The organism is Xanthomonas populi (assembly GCF_002940065.1).
GTDB classification, from domain to species: domain Bacteria; phylum Pseudomonadota; class Gammaproteobacteria; order Xanthomonadales; family Xanthomonadaceae; genus Xanthomonas; species Xanthomonas populi.
This window is the reverse complement of record NZ_MDEJ01000014.1, coordinates 26,282-47,681: the sequence shown is the minus strand read 5'-3', so window position 1 is coordinate 47,681 and position 21,400 is coordinate 26,282. Positions and strand designations below refer to the sequence as shown.

Annotated in this window: 12 protein-coding genes and 1 pseudogene; 3 read left to right on the top strand and 10 right to left on the bottom strand. The window is 64.2% G+C overall.

Features of this window, described 5'->3' with window-relative positions; translation table 11 throughout:
- Nucleotides 1–522: AraC family transcriptional regulator (locus tag XpopCFBP1817_RS03910; RefSeq protein WP_146090177.1), on the top strand; the 522-nt coding region annotated here is incomplete at its 5' end.
- Here XpopCFBP1817_RS03910 and XpopCFBP1817_RS03905 read toward each other — a convergent pair.
- The 8 genes from XpopCFBP1817_RS03905 to ybaL form a co-directional block, all read right to left on the bottom strand.
- Nucleotides 426–1,715, bottom strand: coding sequence for a type III PLP-dependent enzyme (locus XpopCFBP1817_RS03905; RefSeq protein ID WP_128416079.1), 1,290 nt, complete (start codon nt 1,713–1,715; stop codon nt 426–428). The two genes, XpopCFBP1817_RS03910 and XpopCFBP1817_RS03905, sit on opposite strands and share 97 nt — an antisense overlap.
- Nucleotides 1,712–3,481 carry an IucA/IucC family protein gene (locus XpopCFBP1817_RS03900; protein ID WP_128416078.1) on the bottom strand — a complete coding sequence of 590 codons (1,770 nt, stop codon included), beginning with the start codon at nt 3,479–3,481 and terminating at the stop codon, nt 1,712–1,714. Before XpopCFBP1817_RS03900 ends, XpopCFBP1817_RS03905 begins: the two co-directional genes overlap by 4 nt.
- Entirely contained in the window at nt 3,459–4,643 is a 1,185-nt protein-coding gene (locus tag XpopCFBP1817_RS03895; protein WP_128416077.1) for an MFS transporter, read from the bottom strand. Before XpopCFBP1817_RS03895 ends, XpopCFBP1817_RS03900 begins: the two co-directional genes overlap by 23 nt.
- The gene (locus XpopCFBP1817_RS03890) at nt 4,640–6,442 is read right to left on the bottom strand and encodes an IucA/IucC family protein (protein WP_128416076.1); all 1,803 of its coding nucleotides are present in this window, start codon (nt 6,440–6,442) and stop codon (nt 4,640–4,642) included. The genes XpopCFBP1817_RS03895 and XpopCFBP1817_RS03890 overlap by 4 nt, the downstream gene beginning before the upstream one ends.
- Nucleotides 6,439–7,665: an ATP-grasp domain-containing protein gene (locus XpopCFBP1817_RS03885; RefSeq protein WP_128416075.1), complete on the bottom strand. Its 1,227-nt coding sequence runs from the start codon at nt 7,663–7,665 to the stop codon at nt 6,439–6,441. Before XpopCFBP1817_RS03885 ends, XpopCFBP1817_RS03890 begins: the two co-directional genes overlap by 4 nt.
- Nucleotides 7,666–7,907: 242 nt before the next feature.
- The gene (locus tag XpopCFBP1817_RS03880) at nt 7,908–10,040 is read right to left on the bottom strand and encodes a TonB-dependent receptor family protein (RefSeq protein ID WP_128416074.1); all 2,133 of its coding nucleotides are present in this window, start codon (nt 10,038–10,040) and stop codon (nt 7,908–7,910) included.
- Nucleotides 10,041–10,802 (bottom strand): HpcH/HpaI aldolase family protein, encoded by a 762-nt coding sequence (locus XpopCFBP1817_RS03875; protein ID WP_128416073.1) that lies wholly within the window; start codon nt 10,800–10,802, stop codon nt 10,041–10,043.
- 215 nt (nt 10,803–11,017) lie between these two features.
- Nucleotides 11,018–12,715, bottom strand: a complete 1,698-nt coding sequence (gene ybaL, locus XpopCFBP1817_RS03870; RefSeq protein WP_128416080.1) for a YbaL family putative K(+) efflux transporter — start codon at nt 12,713–12,715, stop codon at nt 11,018–11,020.
- A gap of 537 nt (nt 12,716–13,252) precedes the next feature.
- On the opposite strand from ybaL, the pseudogene XpopCFBP1817_RS03865 reads away from it, so the two are divergent.
- Both XpopCFBP1817_RS03865 and XpopCFBP1817_RS03860 read left to right on the top strand, forming a co-directional pair.
- Nucleotides 13,253–14,458 (top strand): annotated as a pseudogene (locus XpopCFBP1817_RS03865) (IS256 family transposase).
- Between the two features lie 66 nt (nt 14,459–14,524).
- Entirely contained in the window at nt 14,525–15,718 is a 1,194-nt protein-coding gene (locus XpopCFBP1817_RS03860; RefSeq protein WP_128416072.1) for a cytochrome P450, read from the top strand.
- A gap of 515 nt (nt 15,719–16,233) precedes the next feature.
- Here XpopCFBP1817_RS03860 and XpopCFBP1817_RS03855 read toward each other — a convergent pair.
- Together XpopCFBP1817_RS03855 and XpopCFBP1817_RS03850 are read right to left on the bottom strand one after the other, a co-directional pair.
- Entirely contained in the window at nt 16,234–18,633 is a 2,400-nt protein-coding gene (locus tag XpopCFBP1817_RS03855) for a TonB-dependent receptor plug domain-containing protein (RefSeq protein ID WP_128416071.1), read from the bottom strand.
- Between the two features lie 319 nt (nt 18,634–18,952).
- The gene (locus tag XpopCFBP1817_RS03850) at nt 18,953–21,340 is read right to left on the bottom strand and encodes a TonB-dependent receptor plug domain-containing protein (RefSeq protein ID WP_128416070.1); all 2,388 of its coding nucleotides are present in this window, start codon (nt 21,338–21,340) and stop codon (nt 18,953–18,955) included.
- Nucleotides 21,341–21,400 lie beyond the last annotated feature (60 nt).

Genomic DNA, 21,400 nt, shown 5'->3' with positions numbered 1-21,400 from the left:
TACCGCTTGCTGCTCATAGACACCTCCGAATCGACCATTTTCCATGGCCATGAGATGTCTGGGAAACCCTGGGCGCATCAACGCCAGCGCGGCGCCTTCGACGAATTGGACCGTGGCGTCGGCCGCATCGCGGCCTGGGCCGAGCGCGATGGCGTGATCGAGCAGTTGAAGTCCTTGATCGGCCTGCCGCTCAGCGACCACCGCCATGTGCCGGCGCACCGGCATCTGTTCGAATGCGGCATGAGCTTTGACGCCGCACTGTCGCCACCGGCGCCGTTGCAATTGCGCCAGCTCGACGGTGGCGCGCATGCGGTGCTGCGTCACCTAGGTTGGGATGCAGGGTTGGAAGACGCGCTCGACCGCGTGATCGCGCAGTGGCTGCCCGACAGCGGCTACATCCTTCGTGACGCGCCGCTGCATTACCTTTACCTGGACGATCCAGAAGCAGTGGCCGAAGCGGAGTTGCGTGCAGACATTCGCGCGCCGGTCCAGCTTTCCACAGATGCTGACGCGGCCGCCTGAGCCACCACCGGCAAGAACAGCATCTGCGGCGGTGGATGCATCAGGAACTGCTGATGCGAAATATTCCACGCATACGCACCGGCCAGCGGGAAGGCCAGGCAGTCGCCCGGTGCCAGCGCTGCGACGTGCTGGTTGCGCGCCAGCACATCCTTGGGCGTGCACAGCTGCCCGACCAACGTGACCGGCGTGTCGCGCAGCACAGGCGCGCGCGCGCCACGCAATACGCGGAACGGGTGATCGTGGCCTTGCGCGGCCGGAGTGCGGAAGTGGTGGGTGCCGCCGCGTGCGATCACAAACCACGCGCCGTGGCTGCGCTTGAGATCCAGCACCTCCATCAGATACCAGCCGCAGCTGGCGCTGACATAGCGCCCTGGCTCCAGCCGCAGGCGCAGCGCATTGCCGTGTTCGCGCAGCAATGCAGGCAGCCCGGCGCAAAAGCCGGCCCAATCGAACGAGGATTCCGGCGCCAGATAATCCACACCGAAGCCGCCGCCTGCATTCACCCGCAACGGGCCAAGCCCATAGGTCTGCCGCCACTGCTGCACGGTGCGCAGATAGGCGGCGATCAGATGCAGCTGCGCACCGGCATCGCGCTGGTGCGACATCAGATGGAAATGAAATCCCTCCAGATGTAGCGAAGGGCTGGCCCGCAGCCGCTGCATCGCCGCATCCAGATCGTCCGGGTCCAGGCCGAACGGCGAGGGCTGCCCGCCCATCATCAGGCGCGTGCTCTGCGCGCCGGGCACGGCGATGTTCATGCGCAAAAACACCGGCACGCAGCGACCGGCCTGCGCTGCGATGGCAGCCAGGCGTTCCAGTTCGCCCAGACTTTCCACATGCACGGTGCAGTCGGGCAGCGCAGCGGCCTGGGCCAGTTCGCGATCGAGCTTGCCGGGTCCACCCAACAGCAACGCGGCCTTTGGTTGTTGCTGATGCAGCCAGGCGAGTTCGCCACCAGATGCCGCTTCAAAGCCATCCACGTGCGGGGCGAGCGTGCGCAGGATCGGCGGCTCCGCATTGGCTTTGGCAGCGTAGAACAGCTCGCACTCGGCCGGCAATTGCGCCCGCATCCATCCCGCATGCGCGTGCAGTGCGGCCAGGTCGTAGACGTAGGCGCAGATCGGGCCATCGCTGTGTTCGCGCACGCTTGGCAATGCCGTCATCACGGCGGCGGTGTCGATGCGCAGGCTCATGCCGCCACCTGGCGTGCCGTTGCGCTGCGTGGAATGGGATTGGGCAGCGCGGTGTAATCGGACTGACGATCGGCGCGCTGCCACAGCCGCGTGCCCAGGTTGTTCTTGCCGGGCAGCGGCGCGCCGTCGATCACGCCCTGCAGCGCGGCTTGCGCGCCATGACGTTGCTGCCAGCGTGCGGCGATCTCGCCGACGCAGTGCCACAGGCGCGCTTCGAGCACGGCATCGCCTTCGCTGAGGTGGAAGATCGCCTCGGCCAGATTGTTGACCAGTGCGCAATACGCCACGCGATTCCAGCCTTGTTCCGGCGTGTAGTACAGCGATTGCCGTGCGCGCTCGCCCACGCCCTGCAAACGGGTGGCGGGCCAATGGTGTGCGAGCAGCTTGGTGCCTTCCAGATCGCGAACCCACACCCGTGTCGGCCAGCCATCGGCAAAACCGATCACGGTATTCTGCAAGTGTGGTTCCAACGCGATGCCGTGCTGGAACAGCGTACTCCACACGCCGTCCAGCAGCAGCCCGGCATACGCACGGAACCACAGCAGCGTGGCGGTATGGCGATCCATCTGCGCGCTGCCCAGTGCCTGCAACTTGGCCGCACACACGCTGTTGCCCTGTGCATCGCAGGTAAACAACGCCGCAGCCACCTGCGGCTGCCAACGCGCACGTTGCGCGGCAGCAAAGCTCTGCCGATATAGGATGCCGAAGCTCTCCGACAAGCCACGCGCTGCCAGCGGGTCAGCGTCGTGCAGCGCGGGATCGACCTGCGCAATCTCCAGCGACGTGGCCGCCGGTTCCAGCATCACATCGAAGCCCGGCACCTGCGCCGCCAGCGCATGCCAGCTCGGCGCCAGCAGTTCGGTGAGCGCGACCGCGCTTTCCAGCTCGTACCAGGCGTTCTTGCGCACGCAGTTGGTCAGCCGCACATGCACCGAACACTTGAGGAAATAATCCAGCTCCGGGTGATACAGCGTGCGCACCGAGGAGGTTGGCCGCAGTGCATCGCCCAGCGCGCCGACCGGCGCGATCAGGCCGCGCGCCTGCAAGGTGCGTAGGAGCGGGTCGTCGAGCAGGCGCTGCGCTTCCCACGGATGGCAGGGATATAGATCGTCGTTGCCAGACAGCTGCCGCAAGGTCGCACGCACATCGCGGCCCTGCATGCGTAAGAGTCGCGGATCGATGCGGAACCAGAACAATTGAAACGCCGCACGCGCTTCCGGCGCGCAGGCCAGCACCTGCGCCAGATCGATGCCTTCGCGACTCTTCGGCGTTGGATGCAATGCGTGCCCCCACAGCATCGATTGTTCGGCATCGATCATCGCCTCACCGGTTGCCGCGGTGCCTTGCGCCTGTCGCAACAGCGCTGCAGTGATCGCCACGCTATTGGCGCTTTGTGCGAGCAGTTCCGGATTGACCGCCTGCGTACTACCCAGCGCCTGTAACAGGCAGTGCGCCAATGCATGCGCGTCCAGGCTCTGCCACGGTTTGCCCGCACTCTTGAGAAACGGCGTGGAGGCGAAGCGGCAGCGGCCCAGGCGATCGGCATAGGCAATGCGCACGCACAGTGCGCCGGTGTCGCCCAGCGCGAGACGCAGCCAGCGCTGCTCGGCCATCCGCGGGCCGGGGCGATCCAGCCCGCGATAATCGAAATCCACGGCCTGTTGCACAATCGCGAACTCGCGCAGGTAGCAGTTCAACCAGCAGGTGCAGGCCTGCGCGTCGGCCATGCTGTCGTACCAGGGGTCATGCATCGTGTGCGGCGACATCGGCGGATCTCCTCGAAGGGAAGCGCACCAGAACGGTGAGCGCAGCGGCCGCCGCAGCCAGCGCGGCAGCCAGGAAGGGGGTTGCAGGGCCGGCCGCCTGGGCCAGCGCACCGGCGGCGGCACCGGCGCACACGCCGGCCCATTTGCCGCAGGCATCGAAGCGGCCGAACAGGCGCCCGGCGCCATGCCCGCTGGCGACCAGTGCCAAGCTGCGGTTGAGCCCACGCAGGCCGAACAACATGCCGAACCCGAACAGCACACGCGCAACTGCCAGCGCAACGGGGTCGTGCAACAGCGCCTGCCAGACGCAGGCCACGGCGAACACCAGCAGGCCAGGCACCAGCCACGCGTGTCCATCGCCGCGCCGCCACCACGGCAGCACCACCAGATAGACCAGATGCGGCAGGCTGTAGAGCAGGCCGGCCAGCGCGTCGTGGCCGGCACCGCGCGCCAGCGCATACGGGATGAAGTACGGAAACGTCACCACCATCGCAAAGCAGAACAGGAATTGCGCGATCAGCAAGGCAGGCCACAGCGCTGATGTCGTTGTCGATGACGCAGACGCGCGGGTGGAATTATTGAATGTCGTTGCCGATGGTGTTGGCCGCACCACAGGCTGATCGGCCGGCAAACGCCAGGTCAGCGCCAATGCCAGCAGCGGCAGTAGCGCCAGCGCGCGATACAACGACTGCGCCGGGCCAAACGCCAACGCCAGGCCCAACAATGCGGGAGCGCTGACCATCGCCAGGCGCGCCGAATACTGCGTCCAGTCCAGCGCACGTGCCAGCGGGCCGGCCTGCGGCTGGCTGGCCAGATACGCATTGGCCGCTGCCAGCGAGCCGCCGCAGGCGCCTTGCACAATCAGGCCGATCACTAGCCAGGTCAGCGACGGCGCGAAGCCGGCGATCGCAAAGCCCAGCGCCAGCCCCAACTGCGCGCGCAATAACGAACGCTTGCGTCCATAGCGATCGGCCAAGCGTCCCCAGGTGCTCGCCGTCAACGCCGTGCACAGCGTCGGCAGCACGTACAGCACACCACTCCAGCCAACCGCAGCCGACGGCGCCAATTCGGCCAACACCTGCGGCAGAAACAACGGCATGCCCAACGCGGTGAAGGCGGCAAGGTAATGCGCCGCCAGTACCGGGCCCAGGACACGCCTCATCGCTGACCGCCTGCCTGCCGACGCGGCGTGTGCTGCGCGCCAGCGAATGCCTCGCCGAATGGATTGGGAGCGCTATCGCCGTAGAACTTGTTGATATCCGTCGCACCAGTGAGCTGTTTGCTGAGCAGGCTGCCCGCGCTGAGCAGGTACTTTACCGGCAGCCGTGGCGCGGCCAGCAGGCGGCGCGCCGGGCTGGTGTCGATGCCGTCGACGTCCAACTGCGCCAGCGTCAATGCGAACTGCGTTTGCAGCTGCGTGTACAGCGGCGCACGCAGCGCGGGCTGCCATTCGGCCAGACCTTCCAGCACCGCTTGCAGATCCAGTTGCAGCACGATGGTGCAGAACATCTGCGCCAAGGCGTGCGAGTCGTCCACTGCGATACGCGCATCGTGCAGCGGGCCCAAAGCGTCCAGGTCCGGCAGTTGCGCGCGCAATTGCGGCATCGCGATGCGCGCGGCGTCGTTGTCCTTCATTAGCAGCCGCGTCGCTTGACCATCGGCATACACCAGCACGCTGTTCTGCTGGTTGGCTTCCAGCGCGATGCCGTAGCGCAGCCACAGGCGCAGGTGGACGGCGAGCAGCAGCTCTGTGTAATCGCGCCACCAGCCGAGCACATCGCCCTGCGCAAAACGCTCGGCCAGATGGATCGCCATCGGCCGGCCATCCGGCAACACCGCGCATAGCGCAGCAACCGGCACCAGCGTGGCGTCGTCCAGCGCGGGATAACGCCGCACCAGATAGGCCAGATGACGCGTCTGCCCCACATGCCCGCCATGCGATTCGTCCACGAACACACAGCGGCCGCGCAGTGCCGGATCGAGCGCATCGATGCTTCGCAATGCGCGCTCCAACCAATAACCGTCGTACAGCGTGGAGGGTTTGATCAGGCGCAGATTGAGCGCGCCCAGCGTGCGCATCGGAATCGGCAATTTGAGATGCAACTGCGGATGCTGCAGCGGCACCAGCGTGCGCACCGAAAGGGTAGGGCGCACCTCCAGCCATGCCTGCGGTGCACGCAAGCTGCCTGCAGGAAGCGCGAAACCGTCCTGCTCCAGGCGCGCCCACACCAGCGGATGCACCGGCCAGGCGAGGTGCGTGTTGGCCAGTTCGGGTGGCAAACCCAGCGTGGCGAAGTCTGGCCACAGCTCGGCCGGTAGTGCGCTGGTGCAGGTGATCTGCGTACGCGCAATCGCCAGCCAGCGCAGCGCGAATGTGGGTGCCATTTCAGGCGCGTAATCGCGCAGTTCCGACGCCTCCAGCCCGGCCTTGGCGCGTGCGGTCGGGTAGAACGGGTGATCGCGATAGCTCGCCAGTTGATCGCAGCGATACGCACGCTCTGCGGCATCTGCGTGTTGCAGCGCGTTGATCAGCGCAGGTGCCTGTGCATCAAGGGCCTGGCGCGCCAGGCCAAGGTGTGCAGCGGCGCACTCGGCTTCTTCCGCATAGGCGCGATGCAGCTGTTGGGTGTCAATGTCGAGCTGCGCGCTCATCCGTTGCAGCCACGCCTGCGCACCGCGTTCGACATGCGCACCGTCAGCGCTCTGCACGATCCAGCTGTCGCCACAGGCGCTGACGTCCTGCAGATAGCCCTGCCGGTGAATTGGCAGCCACAGCGTGCCATCGGGCAAGTGCGCAATGCGCCACCAGCCTTCCACCGGGCTTGGGTCGGTCCATACCGCCAGCAGCGTTGCGTTGGGTATTGCGGCACTGCCACGCGTGGCGATCCCACGCAGGTCTTCGCGCAGGCACGCATCAATGATGCGGGTCGCGATATAACGTTGGTCGGCGGCACTGCTCATGCGCACAGCTCCGCGCTGTCGATCCGCCAGTGCAAGCCCGCTTCGGCATGCACCACCGCCTGTTCCAGTCCTTGCGCATCGCAGGCGAGCGCGCTCAGTACGCCCAGATAGTCCTTGTTGGAATGGCTTAGCCGGATCCGCTCGCCGGGCGCGCGCATGCGCCGGTACTGCACCTCGCTGTGCGCAGTGTGATGGCGGCGGTCTTCGCTGGCGGCCACCAGTTCGCCGTCATGTTCGGCGATGTAGTAACGCAGCAAGGCATGGGTGCGACCGCTGCACAGGTGCGGCAGCGGCAGGCCCAGATGCGGCGCCAGCGCGGCGTTGAACCACTGCTTGCCGAACATGTTGTCGAGCAGGAATTCGCGGCGGTCGCCGATGCTGCGGTAGTTGATCTCCACCAGCACCGGGCCATCGCTGGTGAGAATGAACTCGCTATGGCACAGCCCGAAGCCGACGCCGAAGCTGCGTAGCTGTTGTAGCGCCTGCGCAATCACTGGGGTGTCGATGCGTGCATCCCACTGCGCTTGGCATTCCACAAAATGCGGCGGTGGCGACAGCTGCACCTTGAAGCCGCCCAATGCCTGCAGCGTGTGCCCATCGCCCAGCGTTTCCAGCGTAAACAGCGCGCCGTCCAGCATGCCTTCCAGCAACACGGTGCGCTGCGGGTGGCGTTGCCATACATCGTCCAGATAGGCTCGCAATTGCGCGGCATCGGCGCAGTGGCGTACGTCCAGACTCGCCACGCCTTCGCGCGGTTTGGCGACCACCGGCCACGGAATGTCGGCCGGCAACGCGGCGCTCGGCGCCAGCGTGCAGAACCACGGCGATGGCAAGCCACGCGCGCGCAAACGTTGACGCATCGCCGCCTTGTTCTTGGCCGCGTAACACACCTGCCAATCCTTGCCCGGCAGGCCCAGGCCAGCGGCAACCAGTGCGGTGCTGGTCTGCAGATGATCGCTATTGCTGAACACCGCGCGCGGCGACACATCGGCGTCGTGCAGCACATCCAGCACACCGAGCGGATTGAAGACATCGCATTCGATCACCCGCTGCGGCGCATGCGCGGGGTGCTCGCGGAAATAGCTGAGGTGATCGAGTCGATGATCGGTCAGCAGCCACACCGGCAGGCCCAGCGCGTGCGCGGCAGGCACAAAGCCTTCGGTAATGGCCGGATGGTAGACATGGGTGAGGATCACCAACGGTGCAGCGGATGTTGCAGTCATGGCAGCTCTCGTTCAACAGGACGGACGGTGGAAAAACCGGTAATGAAACGGGCTGCCTGGCGCCGCGGGGCGTTGGGTGGCCTGCGATGCGGTGATCGCATGCCGCATTGCTGCGGCCATGATGCGTGCGTCATGCACGCCGTGTTGTCTGCGGCGCTCGCCAGCGCTGCCGCGCTTGCCGTCAGGCGCGACCAGCGCCCCTGTGCGTCGGTCGTTTGCAGCGTGTGCCTACTGGCGCAGGCTTAAAACGTGTATTCCAGCCCGGCGGTGACCGTGCGCGATGGCGCGGCCTGGCGGCCCCAGGGGCTGGTATCCACACCGCGGAACCAGTACTGCCGATCGAACACGTTATTGATCGCCAGCGATGCGCTGAATTTTTGTCCATCGCGTTCGAACAGGGTATGGCTGACCTGCGTTTTCCACACCATGTAGGCCGGCAACTGGCCCACTGAAGCGACCGCGTTCTCCTGCACGGTGTTTGCGGCATCGCTGTAGGCCTTGCTGAAGTAGTAGCTCGACAGTGCGACAGTGGTGTGACCGAGCGTGTAGTTGCCGCCCAGGGTGATCTGATTGCGCGAGGTGTAAGGCACGCGCAGGCCGCGGAATGCGCCCGATTCCTGGCTGGCATCCAGATAGGCATAACCGGCGTTGAGGGTGAGCGCACGCAGAGTTTCCGGGCTCCATTGCAGTTCCAGCTCGCCGCCTTGATGGCTGGTCTTGCCCAAATTGCGGAACACGCGTGTGGTGTTATCCAGCTGGATCTGCTGGTCGAAATCGATCATATACGCACCAAGCTGGATGCGCGTGCGGTCGTTGGGCTGATAGCGCGTGCCGGCTTCGTAATTCCACGCTAATTCTGCATCCAGATTATTGCCGAAGATGATCTGGGTGACCTGCGGCGCACGCAGCGAGCGCTGCCCATCCGCATAGAAGAACCACTGTTCTGTCGCCTGGAAACCAAGGGTAAGACCCGGCAACACATCGCGGGTCTGGTTGAGCGTGCGCACGCCGGTGGCGCGATTGAAATAGCGCGAATCCAGCCGCTCGTAGCGCAAGCCAGGCGTAATCGTCAGGCGTTCTCCGGGCAGCGTGATGGCGTTGCTGACGTAAGCGGCCAGGGCGCGATCTTCGAACTGCCAATCGCGCACGGTGGTGAACAAGCCATCGCGCAGACGCAGATTGCCGACCAGAAAGTCGATGTCTTCGTGCACCGCACGCACACCGGCGGTCCACTGCTGACGCACGCCACCGGCATTGCCCATGGTCCAGGTCAGTCGCGGCTCGCTGCCGACCACGCGGAAATCGCGCGGTGCGGTCTGGCGCAGTTGCGGCGGCAGATCCGAGCGCCAGGTTTCGGTGGCGGCCTGACGCATGCCGACGATGAAGTTGCGGCTACTGCGCGCGCTGAAGTTGGTCCAGTCCAGGCGTACATCCTTCAGCCGGCCCCAGTCTCCGAACAGCTGCTCATAACCCAACGACGCACGCGTGGTACGGCCGTTTAAGCTGTCCAACGGGCGCGTTGATTGACGCGGGTCGCGCCGGTAATCGTCCGGGCTGAGCGCGCCGGCCAGATCCATATCGACCAGATAGCGCTGCACACTGGCCTTGAGCAACTTGGTGTCGTCCAGCCACCACTCCGCACGCACGCGCAGATTGCTGATATCGGTATCGCTGTGCGCGCGCCAATACTCGCCATAGGTGCGATTGGCATCGACCTGCATGGCGAAATTATCGGTGAGGTAGCCGCCGCTGCTGAGCGCGCTGTCCTGCAGAAACTGGCCCCTGCCGCCGGCGGTGACCTTGTGCGCCAGCGTGTTGCTCCATTCGCTGGGGATCTGCTTGCTAACCAGATTGATCACCCCGCCTACGTTGTTCGGGCCGTACTGCACTGCCGCACCACCGCGCACGATATCGATGCGATCGATCTGATTCAGCCCCACCGGAAACAGCGACAGACTGGTCTGCCCATACGGCGCCAGCGCCAGCGGAACGCCGTCTTCCAGCACCTGCACACGGCCGCTGCGGCTTTCGTACAGGCCGCGCAGCATCAGCTGCGGCAATGCGCCGGTGCCGGTTTCGTCGAAAATCTTGATGCCCGGCACGCGCTGCAGCGCATCGTCCAGCGAGCGGTTGCCGCCGTTGCTCAGTTGTTCGCGGTCGATCACCTGGCGGCTACCGGCATAGCGCTGCACATCGTCGGGGTTGGAACGCCCGAGCAGGCTGCCCTGCACCTGGATCGCATCCAAGGCGCGGATCGGCGTTTGCGCATCGCTAGCATCGGCATCCGCCGACTCGATGGCGAACGCCAACTGCGGCAGGGTCAAAGTGATCGCAGCGATGGCGATGGCCAGGGCGTGGAAACGGAACGTCGACATCTACGGCGTGCTCCTGCAGGCGGGTGGTGAAGTGGGTGCGGCGAAGGTGGCCAGATGACCGCGCAGTGCGCGTTGCATCAGGGCGCGGTCTTCGCCGGCAAGCAACCAGCGCAGATCGGGCTGTTGCAGCCAGTGCGCGCGTTGCGCATCGGTACGCGGATTGGGGCAGAACGGCACATCGGCAGCAACGCACTGCGCATGCAGTTGCAGCAGCAGCTCCCACACCTGTGGATGCGTTGGTTGCGGGCCAAGACCTAGATCCAGCGCAAGATCCAAAGCGCCTTCCATCACCAAGGCTACGCCGGGCAGCGCAAGCATTTCAGGCAACGCAGCAACACCGGCCGCGCTTTCGATCATCGGCACGATGCGGATATCGCGATTGGCCTGTGCGATATAGCTGGGCAGATCGACGTTGCCGAAGCCGGTGACGCGCCCGCTGGTGATGCCGCGCCGGCCCAACGGCGGAAACCGCGCCGCGGCGATGGCAGCGGCCATTTGTGCCTCTGACTCAGCGCGCGGAACCACGATCCCGCGCGCGCCGGCATCCAGCACCCGGCCGATCAGTTTTTCGTCCACCTCCGGTACGCGCACCCAGGCTTCGCAGCCAGACAGCTCACACGCGCGGATGGCGTGTTCCAGCTCGTCCGGCGCGCGCAGTACATGCTCCAGATCCAGCACCACAAAGCCATAGCCGATGCGGCCCAGCAGCTCGCATAGCTGCACGCTTGGCAATGCATTGAGAAGGCCAACCGCAAACGCCATGGAAGAGGCCACCAAGGAAAGGGGCGCTCATCCTGCTCTTGATGGGAATGATTATCAAGTGTGTCTGGAGGGCAGTTTGCGCTGCCCTGGTCGCAGTTTGATCAAGGCGTCATCGCAGGCCTTTCCGTATTGAACAACCTGTGGGCAACAAAAAACCCGCAGGCGACGCTGGCGGGTTTTCGTGTCCTGCGGCCTGGCGTAATACCGCGCTGCGGTTACGACGCCGGCACACGCAACGCCCGATACGGCGGGGTAGACATCACCATCTCGGCCAGCGAGTAGGCCAGCTCGCGTTCGGCCAGCACCGCGCCGTCGGCGCCGTGGGCGAGCAGGTGCTTGACCTCGGCATCGCTGTGCGCGCGGGCCAGCAGGGTCAGCGAGGGATTGATCGCCCGCAGTTTGGCCAGCGCTTCGCCGGCTTCCAGCGGCTGCGGAATCGCCAGGATCGCGATCTTGGCATGCTCCGGGCGCGCTTCGGCCAGCACCCGGTCGGCCGCGGCGCTGCCACGGATGTCGGGGATGCCGGCTGCATGCGCCTTGGCCACGTGATCGCCGTTGTCGTCGATCACCAGCACCGGTACGCCGCGGCTCCGCAACAACTGCGCCAGCGCGCTGCCCACGCGACCATAGCCGATCACGATGGCATGGCCGTCCAGTTGCAGCGGCGGGCCGGGCGGCAGCTCCGGTTCCACTGTGGCGGGGGCGTCCTGCGCCTGCCTGGCCTGCCAGCGGTCCAGCCACGAGAACAGGAACGGGTTGGCGATGATCGACAGCAGCGCGCCGGCCAGGATCAGGTCGCGCCCGGTTTCGTGCAGGATCGTCAGCTGCACGCCCAGCCCGGCCAGGATGAAGGAGAACTCGCCGATCTGCGCCAGGCTGGTGGAAATGGTCAGCGCGATGCCGGTGGGGTGGCCGAACGCACGCACGATCACGAACGCCGCCAGCGACTTGCCCACAGTGATGGTCAAAAACGTCGCCAACACCTGCCACGGGTGCTCGACCAGGATCATCGGGTTGAACAACATGCCCACCGAGACGAAGAACAGCACTGCAAACGCATCGCGCAACGGCAGCGAATCGCTGGCCGCCTTGTGGCTGAGCTCGGATTCCTTGAGCAACATGCCGGCGAAGAACGCGCCCAGCGCGAACGACACCCCGAACAGGGTTGCCGACACGAACGCTACACCCAGCGCGATGCCAAGCACGGCCAGGGTGAACAATTCGCGCGAGCCGGTGGCGGCGACTTTTTCCAGCGACCATGGAATCACCCTGCGCCCGATCACCAGCATCACCGCCACGAACGCCATCATCTTAAACAGCGTCAAACCGAGCGCGGCCAGCAACGAGGGGGACTCGCCAGCGTGCGCGGCAGCCTGCGCGCCGGTGCCAAGCACCTCGGCCAGTGCCGGCAACATCACCAGTGCGATCACCATCACCAGGTCTTCGACGATCAGCCAGCCCACCGCGATGCGGCCGCGCTGGGTTTCCAGCAGGCGGCGTTCTTCCAACGCGCGCAGCAGCACCACGGTGCTGGCCACCGACAGCGCCAGACCGAACACCAGGCCCTGCACCAACGGCCAGCCCATGCTCCAGGCCAGCGCCCAGCCGAGCAGCGTGGCGACCAAGATCTGCGCCAGCGCGCCCGGAATGGCGATCCACTTCACTTCCATCAGATCGTCGAGCGAGAAGTGCAGTCCCACCCCGAACATCAGCAACATCACGCCAAGCTCGGACAGCTGGTTGGCCATGGTCTGGTCGGCCACAAAGCCCGGCGTGAATGGCCCCACGCAGACACCGGCCAGCAGATAGCCGACCAGCGGCGAGAGCTTCACTTTCTGTGCGAGCGTGCCCAGCACGAAAGCGACCGCGAGGCCGACGGCGATGATGTCGATGAGGCTGGTGTCGTGATGCATTCCAATCCGTTGTGAGAGTGTCCGAGAGAACGTCGAGGGCGACCCAGACAACGGCACTGCGCCGGGCATCGCCTGCGGGCATCCTGTGGTCATGGCTGGATTCCGGCGAGGGGAACAAGACCGCGTTGCAGGTCCGGTTGGCCGAACACTCAGGCTACACAGCGCTTGATTAACGCGATGCGACATGGGACGCATGCACGCAAACGGATGCACGCGTTGGGCGCGGCATGTGGACTGCACCAGCGTGCTTGCGCCAGTGCGACATCGAGATGCACTGCACAGACAGGCCACGCCGATTCAACTTTGACGACAAGGCTTCGCGCCTGGGCAAGGCGCGTGCGCGATGTCGGTCGACAATCACCGCCGAAAATCTCTACTCCCCTGTTGAAGAGCCTGCGTTCTTCATCGAGTCCAAGCACTTATCGCCTCAGCCCCCATGCCCCCATGCCCCCATCGCCCATCTGCGGAGAGTCTGTAAATTGAACTGTGTAACGGCCCTTTGAGAAGATGCGGCGCTTAGCCGGGAGGAGCTGTTGCATGAAGTTATCGAAAGACCGCTTGGACGAATTGACCGCTGGTTATACGACGCCGGAGCAGATGGAGTCGCTGTATTAGCAGATGCTCCAGCACATGATAAATCGCTCGCTGGAAGCGGAGATGCAGGCGCATCTGGGCCACGAACGGAATGGGCGCAGCGTGGCGGGCAACGCCCACAATGGCAAGAGCCGCAAGGCGGTGCAGAGCCAGATGGGCGAGCTGCAGGTGGAGACGCCGCGGGATCTGGAGGGTACCTTTGAGCCGCAACTGGTACAGAAACGGCAAGTGCGCCTGGCCGGGATGGAGCCGAAGATTTTGGCCTTGTACGCCAAGGGCATGACCACCCGGGACATCGAGTCGGCGCTGGTGGACTTGTACGGTGTGACGATCTCGCACGCGTTAATCGCGCAGGTGACCGATGCGGTGTTGGACGAAGCCCGGGCTTGGCAGAGCCGGCCATTGGACGCGATCTACCCGCTGATGTGGCTGGATGGGATCGTGGTGAAGGTGCAGCAGAACAAGCAGGTCGTCAACAAATCGGCACACGTGGTGCTGGCAGTGAATCTGCGCGGGGAGAAAGAAGTGTTGGGCCTGTGGCTGGCCGAGAGCGAAGGAGCCAAGTTCTGGCTGTCGGTGCTGACCGAGCTGCGGCAACGCGGCGTGCAGGACGTGTACGTGGCCAGCATGGATGGCTTGAAGGGGCTGCCCGAAGCGGTCAACGCGGTGTTCCCCAGGACGCTGACGCAGTTGTGCATCGTGCACCTGGTGCGAGCCAGCCTGCGCTACGTGACGGCCAAGGACAGCAAGGCGGTGGTCGCGGGCCTGCGCCGCCTGTACACCTCGGCCACGGCCGAAGAAGCGGCCCGGGAACTGGGTGCCTTTGAAGCGGACTGGGGCGACAAGTACAAAGCGGTAGTGCGGCTGTGGCGCGGGAACTGGGACAACATCATTCCGTTCTTCCAGTTTTTGCCGGAGATCCGCAAGGTGATCTACACCACCAACGCGATTGAATCGCTGAACATGGTCATGCGCAAGTACACGCGCAACCGGCGGATTTTCCCGAACGATGAGTCGGCATTGAAGTCGCTGTTTCTGGCGATCAGCGAAGCGTCGAAGAACTGGAAAGCGATCCATCACTGGAAGCCGGCGCTGCAAAGCTTCCGGGTAATGTTCGGCGAGGAGCGCGTGCCGCTGCACGCGCTATGACAAATACCGTTTACACAGTTCGTTTGACAGACCCTCTGCGGATGGTGACGCCACACGAGCCAGGCCATGCATCTCAGCGATTTCGCAACACCGGTCTTTCGGCACGATCCGTATCCGACCTACGCACGCTTGCGGGCCGAAGGGCCGCTGGTGCAAGTGGCAGAAAAGCGGCTGATGTCCGGCCACTACAAGGTCGTTGATCGTCTGCTCAGCGACCGACGCCTCGGCCGCGATTATCTGGAAAGCATCCGCCTGCGCTGCGGCGAGGCGGCCGTGCAACTGCCGCTATTTCAGGGCATGAGCCGCATGTTTCTGCTGCTCAACCCACCGGTGCACACCCAGTTGCGCGGATTGATGACACAAGCCTTCGGTGCGCGGCAGATGGACTCCATGCGCGAAGTCGCCCGCGACACCGCCGCCGGCTTGATCGAGACGTTTCAAGCCGAGGGCCGCTGCGATCTGCTGACCGAGTTCGCGTTTCCGCTGCCGATCGCCATCATCTGCCGGATGCTGGATATCGACGCGGCCGATGTCACCGCCCTGAGTCACGCGACCAGCGCCCTGGCAAAAGTCTTCGATCCCATGATGACGCCTGCGGAATTGGAGACCACCAGCACTGCCTACATCCAGCTGGAAACCTATTTTCACAACGTGATCGAGCAACGTCGCAGCAACGGCGGTGAGGATCTAATTTCGCGTTTCATCCAGGCCGAAGACAACGGCCGCCGCCTGAGCGATGAGGACATCGTCTCCAATGTGATCCTGCTGTTCTTTGCCGGCCACGAAACCACCTCCAACATGATCTGCAATGCGCTGGTCGCCTTGCATCGGCATCCGCAGCAACTGCGCCTACTGCAGGAAAACCCGAGCCTGATGCCGAATGCCGTGCTCGAATGCCTGCGCTACGACAGCTCGGTGCAGATCGTCACACGCACCGCGTTACAGGATTTCGACATCGATGGAGTGGAAGTTCCCAAGGGCACGGTGTTGTATCTGATGCTGGGCGCGGCCAATCACGACACGCTGCAATTCACCGACCCGCAGGTGCTGGATATCCGGCGCCAGCAGGGCCGCGCGCTGTCGTTCGGTGGTGGCATCCACCACTGTCTGGGCAATCGGCTGGCGTTGATCGAAATGGAAGCCGCGCTTGCCGCATTGTTCGAGCATCTGCCGGACCTTCGTTTGGAGCACCTCGACGCGTTGAGCTGGAACGATCGCGCAAACCTGCGTGGCGTGGATGCGCTGTTCGCCTCCTGGTGAGGTGAGCGTCCAAGAGTAGCCAACGAAACCTCCTGGACACTGCACAGATGGCGGTAACGTGTTGGCCACACCCACCTTCGCATCTACCGCTTGTAACCCTGCACACCAACCATCCCGACTGGCCCTTGCCCGCCCACCGTTGCGGGACCTTACGCGGCATGGATGCCGCGTAAGAGCCTACAAGGACGTACTTGCGGCGTGTCCCGCGACGGTGGGCGGGCGAGGACCCTGCAGCAAACCCGCAGATCAGGCGCTCTGCAACCGACTCATCCGCACCGTCATCTCTCAAGACGACCGAGATCTCAAGCGTCAGCGTCGCCTGGATGTTCCCAAGCCGAGTAGGTCGAGAGCGCGGTGCCCTAACTGCTAGCCGTACACGCCGTGAGTCCATCCATGGAGCAACCGTGCATTTGGACCCCCACAACGACAAACACCGCCGAGCGATCGGCGGTGTTTGCGTGACAGATGTGTTGATCGGAACTTTCGATCAGCACTTTACGATCAAGAGTCGCTACTCAGAACCGGTAGGTAACCCGGCCGTACCAGTAGCGGCCGTTGAAACCGAACGGCGACAACGACGAATACTGCAGGCCGCCGGCGCGGTCGTCGTAGGCGGTGTTCAATTGCGCCTTGGTCGGATACTGGTTGGTGAGGTTGTCCGCACCCACGGTGAAGGTGAACGCGTTCCAGGTCTGGCTGGCCGCCAGATTCAACAACCAACGCGCGTCGTAGGTCTGATCCTGGCTGCCATCGACCGGGTCGCTGATGCGCTTGATCGATCCATAGCGGGTGGCATTCAAATTGATCCCGAATCCGCCAATAGTCCAGTCCGCCGCGGCCATGTACTTGGTGCGTGGGGTGGCGTCGGTGAGCAGGCCCTGGCTGGCGCGACCGAAGTTGGGGTTGCTCAACTCCATGATGGTGGTCTTGTTGTAGTTGGCGCTGGCAGTGAGATTGAGCTTGCCGTAGTTGCCTAGATCGGCGAGGTAGCTGTTGATCCAGTCCACGCCGCGGGTGCGGCTGGTGGCGCCGTTGACGAAGAACTGCACCGCGCCCACCTGGCCGATCGGCTGCGCCAGCTGTAACTGGTCCGAGTACAGAATCTGGTCCCAGATGCGGATCTGGTAGAGGTCCAGGCTGGAAGTGAAGTTTGCGGTCGGCTGCCACACACCGCCGAGGCCGTAGTTGGTGGATTTTTCCGGACTCAGCGGTTGCGCGCCAAGCGCAACGGCAACAGGATCGGAGGTGCGATAGGTGCCCACCTGCACCAGCTCGCCGTTCTGGATCAGGGTCACCACCGAGGCGTAGTTCTGCTGCGCCAGCGATGGCGCGCGGAAGCCGTTGGAGATGGTGCCGCGCAACGAGAAGGTATCGCTGAAAGCATAGCGCGCCGACAACTTGCCCGAGCGTGTGGAGCCGGCGTCGCTGTAGTTTTCGAAGCGCCCGGCGATGCCGCCGGAGAGCTTGTCGGTGATGTCCGCTTCCAGGTTGGCGTAGACCGCGTTGCTGTGGCGCCCGAACTTGCCGGCCACCGACGGCTCAAGGCCCGAGAACACCTGTGCACCGCCCGGATACGGCGCGCCGGTGTCGGGCTTGATGGTGTTCGGGTCGAAGAAGTACGACTCCGGCGAACCGGCGCTGATCTGGTAACGGTCCTGGCGATGCTCTGCGCCGAAGGCCACATTGACCGGATACGCCAGGCCCCAATCGAAGGCCTTGCTGACGTCCAGATTGACCGTGCCCTGCTCGGTTTCAAAACCGCCGGAATTGAAGTTGGTCGGCGAGCTGCCGGTGCTCCAGAACAGATTGGTGTTGATGCTGTTGAGGATGTTGAAGGTCATGTCGTTCTTGCCGTAGACGGCCGACAGGTCCCAGTTCCACTCGCTTTCGGTGCTGCCCTTGATGCTCAGCACCGCCGAGCGGTCGTTGGTGGGGTTGTAGATCTGCGGCAAGAAGCCATTCGGGTAGATCGCCTGCACATTGCGCGCAGTGTTGTCGGCAGCGCGGTAGTAACCGTTGGAGGTGACTTCGCGGCGGCTCATGCTGAGGTGACCGTACAACTCCAGGTTCGGCGAGAACGCGTAGCCGAAAGCGGCCAGCCCCTGATAGAAGTTGGAGGCCGGGTCGCCGTGGCGCTGATACGGCACACCGCCCGGATTGGGCGTGCCCGGCACGGTGGTGGCGCGGTTGGTGTTCTCGCCGCGATTGGTGCTCATGGTGTTCTGGTAGTTCCAGGACAGCCGCACCCAGCCCGGTGCTGTATCGCCGCCGGTGCCGCCGAAGGGCATGCCGACCGAGCCGTCGATGCCGTTTTGCTCGCCATCGCCTTTGTCCATGATGCCGCCGTTGACCGACACGGTATTGCTGCCGGTATCGGCGCCATGTTTGAGCACGATGTTGACAACGCCGGCGATCGCATCGGAGCCGTATTGCGCCGAGGCGCCATCACGCAGCACCTCGATGCGCGCGATCGCCGACATCGGCAGCGAGTTCAAATCCGCCGGTGCCGAACCACGGCCGACGTACGGGTTGTAATTGATCAACGACGAGGTGTGATAGCGCTTGCCGTCCACCAGCACCAGCACCGCATCCGGCGACAGGCCGCGAAGCGTGGCCGGGCGCGCAGCATCGTTGCCGTCGGAAATCGCCGGACGCGGGAAGTTCAGCGATGGCAGCAATTTACCCAGCGCGCTGGCGATATCTGTCGCGCCGGTGGCCTGCAGCGATTGCTCGGTGATGATGTCGATGGGCGATTCGGATTCGGCCACCGTGCGATCGCTGACGCGCGTGCCGGTGACGATCAGGGTGTCCAGGGTTTTCTGCGGCTGTGCCGGCTGCGTTTGCGCACTGGCAGCGAACGTGCAGACGGTGAGTGCGACCGAAATCGCAAGCGAGAGTGCGTTGGAGGTGTGCATGGGGATGAAGGCTCAAAGGGGATGATGGACGCTAAAGATGGAATGCGCGTGTGCGACTGGATTGCGATTGCGTGGCTCGTCGTGCTTGCGCGCCATGTGGTCCTGCGTGGCGGAGAGCGCGTACGCAGCAATGATGTTGGCCTGTGACGCAACCATGCTGCTGCGTTGCGCATCCTTGCTGAAGACAGGCGGTGATCTCCCCCTCTGGCATCAATGCGAGAGGGGGGGCGATGCTGCGGTGTTACCTAGTGCCTCAACGCTGCGTCGTGCGTGACGAGGCGATGCAAGCGCTGGTCGCTGCCGACCAGCGTGCAGCGCTTTACCACTTGTAGCTCACGTTGGCGTACACCAGCGCACCGTTGAAGCCGAACGGCGAGGAACTGCTGTAGGGCAGATAGAGGCGCGTGCCGAGACCGGCCTGCTGACGGTCCGGATATTCGTTGAGCACGTTGTCGCCGCCAACGGTGAAGTTCCACCTGTCCAGCGTGTAAGACGCGGCCAGGTCCAGCGTCCACTTGGCGCTGTAGGTCTGGTTGCTACCTGCGTTGATGCCGAAGGTACTGAACTCGCCCCAGCGCGTCGCGGTGCCGGTGAACGACCAATTGCCCGGTGCCCAGGTGCCGCCCAGGAAGAACTTGTCGCGCGGGGTGCCTTCGGTGATGCGACCGATTTCGGCCCGGCCGATGCGCACCGTGTTCGGATCGATTGCCACCAGCGCTGCCGGGTTGTCGGCGATCTTCTCCAGTTCGGTCTTGTTGTAGTTGTAGCCGGAGGTCAGCTCCACGCTGCTGCCGTCCAGATTCCAGCGATAGGTGCCGACCACATCCATGCCCTGGGTCCTGGTGTCCACGGCATTGGTGAAGTAACGCCCGCCACCAATGCCCGGGAAGCCATTGGCCTGCAGATAATTGCGCGTCGCAATCGAGGTGAGGTTCTCCGACAGCACGATGCGGCCATCGATATCGATGCGATAGGCGTCGATGGTGATGTACAGGTTCTCGACCGGTTGCAGCACCGCACCAAGACCGTAGTTCTTGGATTCTTCGGCCTTCAACGGCTCGGCGCCGAGTGCGATCGCTGCCGGGTTGTCGGTACGGAAGGTGCCGATCTCGAACGGCGTGGCGCTGACGCTGCCGTCGGGCTGGGTGACGATGAGCGAGTTGGTGGCGATGGACTGGAAGAACTGCTGCTGCAACGACGGCGCACGGAAGCCGGTGGAGGCGGTGGCACGCAGCGCCACCTTGTCGGTGAACGCATAGCGCAGCGACAGCTTGCCGGTGGCGGTATCGCCGAAGTCGCTGTACTTCTCGTAACGCCCGGCCAGACCGGCGGAGAACTTGTCGGTTAGATCCGCTTCCAGGTCCACGTAGGCGGAGTGGCTGTTGCGGTTGTAGTAACCGGCATCGGAGAGCTTGAAGCCCGGGAACACCTGGGCACCGGGAATCAACGTGCCGTTGGCAGACGGAATGCCGCCATTGGCCGAGGACGCCGCATCGCCAGGCGACTGGTTGAACTTCTCGCCGCGCCATTCCGCACCGAAGGCCAGCGTGACCGGGTAGGCCAGGCCCCAATCGAGCGTCTTGGTGAAGTCGGCATTGAGCACGTTCTGGGTGACTTCCAAGGTGCCTGCGTGGAAGTCGGTGGGGCTGTTCACGCCCAGGCTGTTGTTCAAGCTGTTGCGCACATCGAAGGTGAGATTGTTCTGGCCGTAGTTGTAGCTCAGATCGATGTTCAAACCGCCTTCGGTGGAGGTCTTCAACCCGCCCACCCACGACACGTCCTTGCTGACGTTGTAGATCTGCGGCAGGAAGCCGTCCGGATAGATTTCCGGGCGATTGCGGTTCTCGCTGGCAAAGCGGAAGAAGCCGTTAGACAGCACTTCGCGCCGGCTGACCATGCCGAACGAATAGAAGGTCAGGTAATCGGTGGGGCTGTATTGTCCATTGAACGACACCGCGCCCTGGTCGATCTCCGGATCGCCGTAACGCTGCTCCACGCGGCCCTGGAACGGCAGGGCGCGGTTGGTCTGGTCCGAATGCCCGGCCTGCGCGGCCAGATGCACCTTGCCGGTGCCAGCGAAGCTAAAGCCGGCATCGCCGGACAGCTGGTACTGCTCGCCGTCGCCGGCGCTGTACTTGCCGTAGCGGCCACTGACGCTGCCGCCTTCGCCGCTGCCTTTGAGCACGATGTTGATGACACCGGCAATGGCGTCGGAACCGTATTGCGCCGACGCACCATCGCGCAGCACCTCGATGCGCTCCACCGCGGCGATCGGAATGGTATTGAGATCGGCCGGCGACGAACCGCGACCCTGTGTGTCGTTGAGATTGATCAGCGCGGTGCTGTGATAGCGCTTGCCGTTGACCAGCACCAGCACCTGGTCGGGCGACAGGCCGCGTAGCTGTGCCGGGCGCACGGCGTCCGAGCCGTCGGAGATGGCCGGGCGGGGGAAATTCAACGAGGGGATCGCGCGTGATAGCGCGGTAGCCAGCTCGGTGGTACCGGTCGATTCCAGTGCCTGCGGCGAGATGATGTCGATCGGCGAGGCCGATTCGGCCACGGTGCGATCGGCCACGCGTGTGCCTGTCACGATCAAGGTGTCGAGGGTTTTCTGGCTGGGCGCTTGTGACTGCGCGCAGGCGGGTGAAGCGGAAAACGACAGTGCAAGAACAACGGCAACTGCGAGTGGACTGGTCTTGCAATTCATGCGGTGACAACTCCGAGTGGGGAACGGATGCATCGCAGTGGCCCCTCCCGGGCCGCGTCC